Source organism: Flavobacterium procerum (assembly GCF_042431625.1).
Lineage (GTDB): Bacteria > Bacteroidota > Bacteroidia > Flavobacteriales > Flavobacteriaceae > Flavobacterium > Flavobacterium procerum.
In genome coordinates this window covers 123,863-135,598 of the sequence record NZ_JBHLYW010000022.1, presented here as the reverse complement: position 1 = coordinate 135,598, position 11,736 = coordinate 123,863, and the positions used below count along the sequence as shown (strand labels likewise).

The window sequence follows — 11,736 nt, the reverse complement described above, 5'->3', positions numbered from 1 at the left end:
TTAGCCGAAGGCGTTTATGAAGCCTTCATCTTAAAATAAAAATGTAAAGTATGCAAAACATTCCTAGTGTAGACTTACGTGATTTCCTTTCGGACGACCCGAAACGTAAACAAAAATTTGTAAATGAAATCGGCAGTGCATTTGAAAACATTGGCTTCGTAGCCCTAAAAGGTCATTTTCTTGATGACCAATTGGTAGACGAACTTTATGGCGAAATTAGAAACTTTTTCGCCTTGCCAATCGAAACTAAGCATAATTATGAAATTCCTGGAATTGGCGGTCAGAGAGGTTATGTTTCTTTTGGAAAAGAACATGCTAAAGGACGCAAAGAAGGAGATTTGAAGGAGTTCTGGCATTTTGGCCAGTATGTAGACCAAGATTCTAAATGGGCTTCTGAATACCCAGACAATGTTGAAGTTAAAGAACTTCCTCGATTTAATGTGGTTGGTAAAGAGGCGTATCAAAAATTAGAAAAAACAGGTGTTTATGTTTTAAGAGCTTTGGCCTTGCATTTGGGTCTTGATGAATTTTATTTTGACGATTATGCAAAAGAAGGAAACTCAATTTTAAGACCAATCCACTATCCTCCAATTACTTCTGAGCCGGAAAATGCTATTCGCGCCGCTGCTCACGGAGATATCAATTTAATTACTTTATTGATGGGGGCTCAAGGAAAAGGACTTCAAGTACAGAATCATGATGGCGAATGGATTGATGCCATTGCAGCTGATGATGAACTTGTAATTAATGTTGGCGATATGCTTTCAAGACATACCAACAACAAACTTAAATCAACGATTCATCAGGTAGTAAATCCGCCGAGAGAATTATGGGGAACTTCTCGTTATTCGATTCCGTTTTTTATGCATCCAGTAAGCGATATGCGTTTGGATTGCCTTGAAAATTGCATCGATGAGGAAAACCCAAAAAAATACGAAGACATTTCTGCAGGAGAATTTCTGCATGAACGCTTGGTAGAATTAGGATTGATTAAAAAATAATCATTCCTAATTCAAAAATTATAAATTCCAAATTCCAAATAAGTTAATTTTGGGATTTGGAATTTGATTTTTACAAACCCTTAAATTTTGAAATTTAATACGTTATGGATTTAAAAGATCAGTTGAAGAATTTGTTTCCGGATCACGTTGAATCAAATGAACCTGAGCAAACTCAGGAAAGCGAGCATGTTCTGTATGTTCAAAAGGAACCTATGATCTGCAAGTTTGAAAAACGAAAAGGAAAACCAACTACTATAATCGAAGGTTACGAAGGAACAGATGAAGACTTTAAAATTCTGGCCAAAGAAATCAAAACAAAATTGAGCGTTGGAGGTACTTTTAAAGACGCTTCAATTATCATTCAAGGCGATTACCGCGACAAGATTATGGCGATTTTAAAAGAAAAAGGATTTAAGACCAAACGTGTAGGAGGTTAGAATTATAAAATTCCAATTTTAGAAATTCCAAATTCCAAAAAGAACTTAGAGACTTAGTATCTCAGAACCTTAGCAACTAAAAAAAAATGATACAATCATCAGAATTAATACTCAATCCAGATGGAAGTGTTTACCATTTAAATCTTCGTCCGGAACATATTGCTCACGATATAATATTCGTTGGAGACCAAAACAGAGTTGAAAAAATCACGCAATTTTTCGATTCAATCGAATATTCAACTCAAAAAAGAGAATTTAAAACCCAAACCGGAATTTACAAAGGAAAAAGAATCTCTGTACTATCTACCGGAATCGGCCCAGACAATATTGACATTGTTTTAAACGAATTGGACGCCTTGGTAAACATCGATTTAGAAACCCGTAAGCCAAAAGAAAAACTGACATCTTTAAATATCATTAGAATAGGAACTTCGGGTTCTCTTCAGGAAGATATTCCGGTTGACAGTTTTGTAATGTCTAAATTCGGATTAGGACTAGACAATATGCTTCGTTCTTATCTTATTGATGACGTTTCGATTACAGAGATTGAAGATGCATTTGTAAATCACACAAATTGGGATGCCCGAAAAGGAAAACCATATGTAACCAAATGTTCTGAAGAACTAGAAAAATTAATCGAGTCTGATAAAATATCCAAAGGAATTACGGCTACTGCAGGCGGATTTTATGGCCCGCAGGGACGTGTTTTACGTTTGAATATTCAGGACGAAGAACTGAACAACAAAATGGATAATTTTAGCTTTGAAGGAACTAAAATCACAAATCTCGAAATGGAGACTGCTGCAATTTACGGACTTTCGGCACTTTTAGGACACAATGCTTTATCTTTAAACGCAATTATAGCCAATCGTGCATCTGGAACTTTCAGCGAAGATCCGTATAAAGCTGTTGACGAACTGATTGCTTATACTTTGAATAAATTAGCTGAGAAATAATTAGATAATTCGTTAGTTGAAAAATTAGATAATTTTTAAAAATATAAATTATGTTTTTGAGAATAGCGCGACATACCAATGATTTAAAGAAAATTGAAGATTTTTATGTAGATATTTTAGGTTTTGAATTATTGGGTGGTTTTGAAAAACACCATAATTATGATGGAATATTTATTGGGAAATCGGGATTAGATTGGCATTTTGAATTTACGCAATCCAATGTAAAAGCCAATCATTCTTTTGACGAAGATGATATCATTGTGCTTTATCCAAAAACAATTTTGACTTATAACGAATTAATAAACAAGCTTGCATACAATAAAATTCCAACCATAGAACCGGCCAATCCATTTTGGAGGGAAAATGGAAAAATGATTCAGGATCCAGATGGCTATCGAATCGTAATATCATCATTAAAAGCCATAATAAACGAGATAGAATAATGTCTGAAACTCATAAAAAAATACTATTTAAATATTACAGCGATTATCTAGACGAAGTAGTTTCTGAAACCATGTGGGCAGAAATTATAGATTTAGAAAAAGGACTTTTTAAACTGGATAACATTCCGTTTTTCGGACCCTTGATTGCAACAGATGATCTTTTTTATGCAGAATATGATGAAGATGAAGAGCGTTATATGCACAAGAAAACAATTCAGAATTCAGGGAATTCAATTGTACAGATTGCTATTTTAGAAAAAGGATTTGATAAAGAAGTAATTCGTGAAAAGCTCAAAAATCTAAATTGTTTGTCTGAAGGTCTGAATGAGACTTTTTTTGCTGCCGAAATCACTAAAGATGTTGATTATTCGCTTGTAAGAAGTCTTTTGAACGAATATGAATCGCAAGAAATTATCGAATATGCAGAACCTTGCCTTTCAGAAAAACATCGAGCAGACTTATTAAAAAACTAAATTTGAGAATACAAAACAACTTAAATAAATGAAAACTGTAAAAATTGCTGGCGTTCCTGAACACTTCAATCTCCCATGGCATTTGTGTATTGAAAATGGTGAATTTGAAGAAGAAAATATCGATTTACAATGGAAAAACATTCCAGAAGGCACTGGCAAAATGTGTCAGATGTTACGTGAGGGAGAAACCGATATTGCTGTAATATTAACAGAAGGAATACTTAAGGATATTACCGCAGGAAATCCGAGCAAAATCGTGCAGGTTTATGTGCAATCGCCTCTTATCTGGGGAATTCATGTGGCAGCACAATCAGGTTTTCAAAGCTTAGAGGATCTTAAGAATAAGAAGGTTGCAATTTCTAGAATAGGTTCTGGTTCACAACTCATGGCTTATGTTAATGCCAACGAGCAAGGCTGGGAAACCGAAACGATTGAATTTGAAATCGTTAATACAATTGACGGAGCTGTTGAAGCGCTTACGAATAAAAAAGCAGATTATTTTATGTGGGAACGTTTTATGACGAAACCGCTTGTTGATCAGGGAATTTTCAGACGTATCGCCGACTGCCCTACTCCATGGCCTTCATTCGTAATTGCTGTCCGTGATGAATTCTTAAAAAAGAATCCTAAAATTGTCGAGAAAATTCTTGAAATAATTAACAAAACCACTGTTGATTTTAAGGCAATTCCTGAAATAGACAAAACCTTAGCGGAGCTTTTTAAACAAAAACCAGAAGATATTCGCGAATGGCTGGAGCTTACACAATGGTCACAGAAAAATCTTACTGAAAAATCTTTTGATAAAATTCAAAATCAACTTTTTGATCTGGGAATTATTGATAAAAAAAGTATTTTTGTAGAAACCGTCAAAGCTGTATAATACAGGCTTTTTGATTCGTATGATGAAATTCCCTAAAATTGACTTTCCGCGTTTAAAATCCAAGTTGCAGGTGAAATCACCCTGGGACAGGATTATTATTATGCTGTTGAGTCTGTTAATTACGATTCCGATTTTCATCATACTGCATCAAAATTTAATAGATCTGGAGTGGGCTTTCAATCTGGATCGCGTTTTTATTTTTATTTTTGTTTTTGCAGCAGTCTTTTTTCTTTTAATGTTGCTCAGAACGATTATTATTCTGTGTATTGCTATTTACTTGCTGGTTTTGTTCTACGGAAGTGTAATTGGGAATTATGGTTTCAGCGAAATTTCAGAAGATTACAATTCGATGATTTACACCATGTCAGACAATCCATATCCTCAGGATATTGTGGTTGCTAAACTGTTGCCTTTTCCAAATAAATCAAAAATTATAAGCGCTATTGAATATCAAAATCCGAAAGTTCGAAATTTTGCTATTATGGCTACTTCTAAACATTTTAAAAAAATCAAAGGTTATTCTGATTACCGAACTATTATTCAGTGTTTTGCTGTTTTTAAAGAAATAAACAGCCGATGGAACTATGTAAATGATCCAAAAGACGGTGATTACATTGCAACAGCGAGTGAATCGCTAGAATATTTTTCGGGAGATTGTGACGATCATTCTATTTTGATGGCAGCCGCAATTCGTTCAATCGGAGGAACTCCGAGGCTTATTCATACGAAAGGACATATTTATCCCGAAATTTTAATCGGTTCTTCACTTGATTTGGAGAAAGTCAATTATCTCATAAAAAATGTGCTGTTTCCACGAGAAAGCTACGGCAAAAAACTGCATTACCACATTGACGAGCGCGGGCAAGTCTGGATGAACTTAGATTATACAGCAACTTATCCGGGCGGCCCTTTCATGTACGAAGAAATTTTAGGGGCGCTTACTTTGAATTAGTTTTTGTTTCAAGTTTCATAGGTAAAACGAAAGAAAACTACAAAACAAAAAGTTTATAAATAATTGGCTGTTAATAATTTACTAATGTTTTTTTTTTGTATCTTTTTCGTGTTTAACCTTTTAATCACAAAATCATGAGAAATTCTAAATTGTTTACTATCGTAATTGCCATTGCTGTTGTATTATTAGTTTCATGTACAGGAAAAAGAAATAAACTGATCAATTCATGGAAAGTAACAGCGGTTGAACCCAAAATGACCCTTTCTGATTCTGCCAAAAATGCAATCATCACAAACGGAATGTTGACATTCACAAAAGATGGGCATGTTACAGGATATTTATTCAGTGAAATAACAGATGGGACTTATGCGCTGACAAAAGGAGGTAAAAGTCTTGTTATTAAAGACGAAGTTGGTACTCCCTACCCATGTGAAAGTACGATAACGAATGATAAATTGGTATTGGATACGAAAGAAATGAAGTTGACGCTCAAAAAAATATAAACTAATATAATGGCTTTTTAAGAGCCAGAAAATTATACAAAAAACCATTCTTATTCCATTTAAGAATGGTTTTTGATTTTTAGCACTTTATTAAATATCTTTGCACTTCTTCAAAACAATATATAGCAAATGTGAAAAACAATTTCTTTCAGACTATTTAAAGCGCAGCCATAATTTTTGGCTTGCTTCATTATTCATTTTATTTAGAAAGAAATTATGCTTATCATTCGCGATTTATGCTGCCAGCATGAAAATACAGATGTATTGTTCAAAAACATCAGTTTTACTATTAATCAACATGAAAAAGTTGCTTTGATTGGCAATAATGGTGTTGGAAAATCTACTTTATTAAAAATTATTGCTGAAGAATCTGGATATTTTTCAGGACAAATTGCATATGCAGCAAAACCTTATTTTGTAACACAACTGTTTGGACAGTTCAATCATTTTACCATTGCAGAGGCATTAAATATAAAGCCTAAACTCAAAGCGATAAAAGAAATACTAGACGGTCTGGTTACCGAAGAAAATCTTGAAATCTTAGGCGATGATTGGAGTATCGAAGAGCGATGTACAGAAGCACTGAAGTACTGGAAGCTTGAAAACTTAGACCTGGATCAAAAATTAGAAACCTTGAGCGGTGGTCAAAAAACAAAGGTTTTTCTTGCCGGAATCATGATTCATCAGCCGGATTTTATTTTTCTTGATGAACCCAGCAATCATTTGGATTTTGAAGGAAGACGATTGCTTTATGATTTTATAAAATCGACTTCGGCTACATTATTGGTTGTGAGTCACGACAAAATGTTGCTTAATATTCTGAATAAGGTTCTTGAAATGAACAAAAACGGAATTACAACTTATGGCGGAAATTATGAATTCTTTAGACAACAGAAAGAAATTGAACAGAATTCGTTAAAAGAGGATTTGCACAGCAAAGAAAAAGCTTTGCGTAAAGCCAAGGAAAAAGAAAAAGAAACTCTAGAGCGACAACAAAAACTTGATGCACGCGGAAAAAAGAAACAAGAAAAATCTGGAACCGCTCGTATCATGATGAATACGCTTCGTAATAAGGCAGAAAACAGCAGTTCTAAGATAAAAGACGTTCATTCTGAGAAAATCAGTGGATTATCGCAAGGTTTGAGAGCACTACGTTCGGCTCTTCCGGCTTTGGAGCAAATGAAATTCGGTTTTGATAATACTTCACTTCATAAAGGAAAAATACTTGTAAAAGCTTCAAATGTCAATTTTAGTTATGTGAATGAACGGCTTTGGAAAGAGAATCTAGATTTTGAAATAAGCAGCGGTGAACGTGCCGTTGTAAAAGGTTTGAATGGTTCGGGAAAAACGACTTTAATTAAGATTATTCTGGGCGAAATAATTCCGTCAGAAGGAAATATTTACTTGGCAGATAAAAAAGCAATTTATATCGATCAGGATTATTCTTTGTTGCAAAACAATTTAAAAATTTATGAGCAGGCACAAGTGTACAACGATTCGGCATTGGAAGAGCATGATGTCAAAATGCGTCTTAATCGTTTTTTGTTTTCTCCGAATGACTGGGACAAGCCTTGTATTGCTTTAAGCGGAGGCGAAAGAATGCGTTTAATGCTCTGTTGTTTAACAATGAGTAAAAAGGCTCCGGACTTAATTATTTTGGACGAACCGACCAATAATCTTGATATTCAGAACATTGAAATCCTAACCGCTGCTGTTAATGAATATGAGGGAACCTTAATTGTCGTTTCTCATGACAATCATTTTTTAGAGGAAATAAAAACGACCAAAACTATTTTGCTTTAAAGTTTCTATAAATGTTGAACTCATTTTTTAAGCACTATGTATTTGAAAATCAAAATTCTGACAAAAAAAATCGTAATTTGCAGTAAGAAGGATTTCTAAATATTCGGATAAATCGTTCTGCTGTCAATAATTAAATTTAACCTAGTTAATTATGAAATCACGAAACAGAATTTTTACAGCTTTACTTTCATTTATTTTATTAAGCAGCCAAACCGTTCTGCCTTGTACTAGGGTAGTTTATGAAGGTTTGAATGGTACTATAATTACAGCAAGATCCATGGATTGGCGTGGTGAAATTCCTGCCAATCTATGGATTTTTCCTAGAGGAATAGAACGTTTTGGCGAAGTTGGAAGTAGTTCGATAAAGTGGAAATCGAAATACGGCAGTGTAATTACCAGCTCTTGGGATATTGCTTCTTCTGATGGTATGAATGAAAAAGGTCTCGTAGGCAATCTTTTGTGGCTGGTTGAGTCACAATATCCAAAATTTGTGAAGAACGGAAATGTGAAAGGTCTTGCGGTTTCTTTATGGTTACAGTATGTTTTGGATAATTTCTCTACTGTTTCTGAAGCAGTTACTGCATTGGAAAAAAATGAATTTGTGATTACTTCTTCGCATATTCCGGGGACCGATATTTTTGCAACTGTACATTTATCAATTTCTGATTCGTCTGGTGACAATGCCATTTTTGAATACATCAATGAAAAATTGGTCATTCACCACGACAGAAAATATACAACAATGACCAACTCACCTATTTTTGACGAACAGTTGGCTATCAACACGTATTGGAAAAGTATTCCAGGAACTGTAATGCTTCCGGGAACCAATAGAGCTGCAGATCGTTTTGTGAGAGCTTCTTATTATATAGACGCAATTCCGAAGACAGATAACGTGAGAAGAGCACTGGCAAGTGTTTTTGGTGTAATTAGAAATTGCTCAGTGCCGTTGGGAATTTCCTCTGAAACTGAACCTAACATCTCCTCTACTCGTTGGAGAACGGTTGCTGATCAAAAAAATCTGGTTTACTATTTTGACAATGTTCTGAATCCGAATGTAATTTGGGTTGAATTCAGTAAAATTGATTTCAGCGAAAAAGGAAAAATCAAAAAATTAAGTTTAGCCAACAATGAAAACTATTCGGGAGAGTCTTTGCTGAATTTTAAAGAAGCGAAACCTTTTCAGTTTGCTGGATTAGATTAAGCCAAATTCATTTCATGTCTGAATTTTTAAAGGAAATTGAAAAAAATATTGTGCAGTCAAATGACTTCATTATATTTGCAGTCAAATAACTGCGCAATGGAAATTAGAAGAGATGTTTTTCAGGCGATAGCCGACCCGACTCGACGAGCTATTTTGAGTTTAGTCGCCATACAAGCAATGACGCCAGGTGCAATTGCTGCCAATTTTGATTCGTCTAGACAGACCATTTCAAAACATATTCAGATTTTAAGTGAATGCGAATTACTTCATCAAACACAAAGCGGTCGTGAGATTTATTATCATTTAAATCCTCAAAAAATGAAAGAAATCGACAGTTTTATTGAGCCTTTCAGAAAAATGTGGGAGGAACGTTTTGATAAGCTAGAAGTAATTATGAAAAACTATAAAAAATAAAAACCATGGAAAAGATAACTAAAATTCACGCTGAAGAACACAGACAAGATCTTGTAATTACAAGAGAATTTGATCTGCCTGTAGAACTTATATTTAAGGCTTATACCGAAGCAGAGATTGTGGGGCAATGGATGGGCACAAAAGTTCTGAAATTGGAAAGCAGAAAATATGGCGTGTGGCAGTTTGAAACCAGTGATCCTAACGGAAACGTAGTTTTTACAGCACATGGTGTTGTTCATGATTTTGTTCCTAACGAAAAAATTGTACGCACTTTTGAAATGGAAAACAGCAACTTCGCTCCTCAACTTGAGTTTTTGGAATTTGAAAAAATAAATGATGAAACCAGTAAATTGACGATGCAGATTATTTACAAATCTATCGAACATAGAGCTGCTCAATTAAAATTGCCATTTGCACAAGGCCTAAATATGGCGCACAATCGTCTTGAAGAAATTCTGCTAAACTTAAAATAAAAAATCATGAGCAAACGAAACAAGATTATTTACTGGATTGCCACGCTCTGGCTGGCATTAGGAATGACATCAACTGGAATTGTGCAATTAATGCAGTTACCAGAAGAAACAGCAATGATGAAACATTTAGGTTATCCACTTTATTTTTTGAAGCTTCTAGGTATTTGGAAACTTCTAGGTGTCATTGCCATACTTATTCCTAAATTTGTTGTTCTAAAAGAATGGGCTTATGCCGGTTTTTTCTTTGCAATGTCTGGAGCCGTTGTGTCGCATCTTGCTTGTGGAGATGGTATTAAAGAATTATTTGGCCCTTCATTATTAATTATTCTGACTCTGATTTCGTGGTTTTTTAGGCCTGAAAGCAGAAAATTTGCTTCTTTCAATTAAAATTTTAAAAACATGAAAAATGAACTGACAAAAGACCAGCAGGAAGAACTTCTAAAAGTACTTCAGATACGTTTCGAGAAAAATAGTCATCGTCATCAAAATCTTGAATGGAACAAAATTGAACAGAGACTATTAGCATCTCCTCAAAAATTATGGTCACTTGATGAAATGGAACGAACTGAAGGCGAGCCAGATGTAATCGGTTACGACAAAAAAACAGACGAATATTTGTTTGTTGACTGTTCTCCTGAAAGTCCAAAAGGACGCAGAAGCATTTGTTATGATCATGAGGCACTTGAAAAAAGAAAGGAAAATAAACCAAACGACAGCGCTGTAAACATGGCTCAAGAAATGGGAATTGACCTTTTGAATGAAGAAGAATACAGAACATTGCAAACCATTGAGAAATTTGATTCCAAAACGTCAAGCTGGATCAAAACACCATCAGAAATTAGAAAATTAGGCGGAGCTGTTTTCTGCGATTTTCGTTATAATACAGTGTTTCTGTACCATAATGGAGCCGATTCTTATTATGCAGCGAGAGGATTTCGTGGCATGCTTAAGGTTTAGGATTTTAAAATAAAAACATTTCCGTCATTTTGGTTTATACAACATCCAAATTGGCTACTTCCCTCTCCTGCTTTCGTTGCAGTTTTGCATTATAATTTTAAAACATAAAAAAATGCAAAACACAATTTTTATTACAGGAGCATCAACAGGATTAGGAAAAGCAGCAGCAAAATTATTTCAAAGCAAAGGCTGGCAGGTAATTGCCACTATGCGTAATCCTGAAAAGGAAAACGAATTGAACAAACTGGAAAATGTCGTGGTACTGCCTCTCGATGTTAGTGATTCAGTTCAGATTGATCAAATCGTTAAAAATGTGACAAACAAATATTCCGTTGATGTAGTGCTGAACAATGCTGGATATGGCTTAATTGGAGCTCTTGAGGCATTAACAGACGAACAGATTTCGAGGCAGTTGCAAACCAATTTAATGGGAGTTATCAGAATTTCCAAAGCTTTTACGCCACACTTTCGTGAAAAAAGAAAAGGCCTTTTTCTGAATATAACTTCTACTTTTGGTCTGATTGGATTTCCAACCTGTTCGGTTTACAGTGCCACCAAATTTGCGGTTGATGGATTTTCAGAAAGTTTGGCATCTGAATTAGCACAATTTGGAATCGAGGTTAAAGTAATCGCTCCTGGAGGCATGCAGACTGATTTTGCCGTTCGTTCTATGGAAGTCGGCAGCCACGAAGCTTATGAAAAGCTAACAGCAGAAGTAAGTAAAGGATACAGTCCTGAAAAATTGGCTAATTATACGAAAGTAGAAGATGTTGCCAAAATTGTTTACGAAGCTGCTACAGATAATAAAAAGCAGTTACGTTATGTTGCGGGTTCTGATGCAATTGCGCTTTATGACGAAAGATTAAAACTTGGTGCCGAAGCACAAGTGGCAAATATAAAATCAATGTTTACTTTTTAATTTTTTGAAGTATGAAAAATCAAGCAATAGAACTCACTACCTTCAAATTAAAAGGTTGTACGATAGAGGAATTTATAAAAGCCAACTTAGAAATTGACATTTTTTTGAAACGTCAGAAAGGTTTTCGTTCTAGAACAATTTTTGAACTGAAAAAAGGCATTGTACACGATATGCTTTTATGGGACAGCACGGAAGAAGGAACAGAAGCCATGCATTTGCTTATGAGCGAATTAAGCGATTCTGTTGTGCACGATATGATTGATCAGGGCACGGTAAGCTGGAATATTGCGCCAATAGAACATTTTGTAAGTTTGTAAACGT

General features: G+C 34.8%; 16 protein-coding genes. All 16 read left to right on the top strand.

Annotated elements, in window-relative coordinates; all coding sequences use genetic code 11:
• Window positions 1-50: 50 nt before the first annotated feature.
• Entirely contained in the window at window positions 51-1,001 is a 951-nt protein-coding gene (locus tag ACFFLS_RS20165; RefSeq protein WP_379686963.1) for an isopenicillin N synthase family dioxygenase, read from the top strand.
• Between the two features lie 104 nt (window positions 1,002-1,105).
• Window positions 1,106-1,438 (top strand): translation initiation factor, encoded by a 333-nt coding sequence (locus ACFFLS_RS20160; protein WP_379686961.1) that lies wholly within the window; start codon window positions 1,106-1,108, stop codon window positions 1,436-1,438.
• Window positions 1,439-1,524: 86 nt separating this feature from the next.
• On the top strand, window positions 1,525-2,394 hold the full coding sequence (locus tag ACFFLS_RS20155) for a nucleoside phosphorylase (RefSeq protein WP_379686959.1): 870 nt from the start codon (window positions 1,525-1,527) through the stop codon (window positions 2,392-2,394).
• A 50-nt stretch (window positions 2,395-2,444) separates the two neighbouring features.
• The gene (locus ACFFLS_RS20150) at window positions 2,445-2,837 is read left to right on the top strand and encodes a VOC family protein (RefSeq protein WP_379686958.1); all 393 of its coding nucleotides are present in this window, start codon (window positions 2,445-2,447) and stop codon (window positions 2,835-2,837) included.
• Window positions 2,837-3,310 carry a DUF4265 domain-containing protein gene (locus ACFFLS_RS20145; protein WP_379686957.1) on the top strand — a complete coding sequence of 158 codons (474 nt, stop codon included), beginning with the start codon at window positions 2,837-2,839 and terminating at the stop codon, window positions 3,308-3,310. The genes ACFFLS_RS20150 and ACFFLS_RS20145 overlap by 1 nt, the downstream gene beginning before the upstream one ends.
• A gap of 28 nt (window positions 3,311-3,338) precedes the next feature.
• Complete coding sequence (locus ACFFLS_RS20140) at window positions 3,339-4,190, top strand: substrate-binding domain-containing protein (protein WP_379686955.1); 852 nt, start codon at window positions 3,339-3,341, stop codon at window positions 4,188-4,190.
• Between the two features lie 19 nt (window positions 4,191-4,209).
• On the top strand, window positions 4,210-5,142 hold the full coding sequence (locus ACFFLS_RS20135; RefSeq protein ID WP_379686953.1) for a transglutaminase-like domain-containing protein: 933 nt from the start codon (window positions 4,210-4,212) through the stop codon (window positions 5,140-5,142).
• Window positions 5,143-5,276: 134 nt separating this feature from the next.
• The gene (locus tag ACFFLS_RS20130) at window positions 5,277-5,645 is read left to right on the top strand and encodes a hypothetical protein (protein WP_379686951.1); all 369 of its coding nucleotides are present in this window, start codon (window positions 5,277-5,279) and stop codon (window positions 5,643-5,645) included.
• 216 nt (window positions 5,646-5,861) lie between these two features.
• Complete coding sequence (locus ACFFLS_RS20125; protein ID WP_379686950.1) at window positions 5,862-7,448, top strand: ABC-F family ATP-binding cassette domain-containing protein; 1,587 nt, start codon at window positions 5,862-5,864, stop codon at window positions 7,446-7,448.
• A 151-nt stretch (window positions 7,449-7,599) separates the two neighbouring features.
• Entirely contained in the window at window positions 7,600-8,652 is a 1,053-nt protein-coding gene (locus tag ACFFLS_RS20120; RefSeq protein ID WP_379689623.1) for a linear amide C-N hydrolase, read from the top strand.
• Window positions 8,653-8,748: 96 nt separating this feature from the next.
• Window positions 8,749-9,066, top strand: a complete 318-nt coding sequence (locus tag ACFFLS_RS20115) for an ArsR/SmtB family transcription factor (RefSeq protein ID WP_379686948.1) — start codon at window positions 8,749-8,751, stop codon at window positions 9,064-9,066.
• 5 nt (window positions 9,067-9,071) lie between these two features.
• Window positions 9,072-9,539: an SRPBCC domain-containing protein gene (locus ACFFLS_RS20110; protein WP_379689621.1), complete on the top strand. Its 468-nt coding sequence runs from the start codon at window positions 9,072-9,074 to the stop codon at window positions 9,537-9,539.
• Between the two features lie 6 nt (window positions 9,540-9,545).
• Window positions 9,546-9,926, top strand: a complete 381-nt coding sequence (locus tag ACFFLS_RS20105; protein ID WP_379689620.1) for a DoxX family protein — start codon at window positions 9,546-9,548, stop codon at window positions 9,924-9,926.
• 12 nt (window positions 9,927-9,938) lie between these two features.
• Window positions 9,939-10,496, top strand: a complete 558-nt coding sequence (locus ACFFLS_RS20100) for a DUF4256 domain-containing protein (RefSeq protein WP_379686946.1) — start codon at window positions 9,939-9,941, stop codon at window positions 10,494-10,496.
• A gap of 112 nt (window positions 10,497-10,608) precedes the next feature.
• Entirely contained in the window at window positions 10,609-11,415 is an 807-nt protein-coding gene (locus ACFFLS_RS20095; protein ID WP_379686945.1) for an SDR family oxidoreductase, read from the top strand.
• A gap of 11 nt (window positions 11,416-11,426) precedes the next feature.
• Window positions 11,427-11,732, top strand: coding sequence for a hypothetical protein (locus ACFFLS_RS20090; RefSeq protein ID WP_379686944.1), 306 nt, complete (start codon window positions 11,427-11,429; stop codon window positions 11,730-11,732).
• Window positions 11,733-11,736 lie beyond the last annotated feature (4 nt).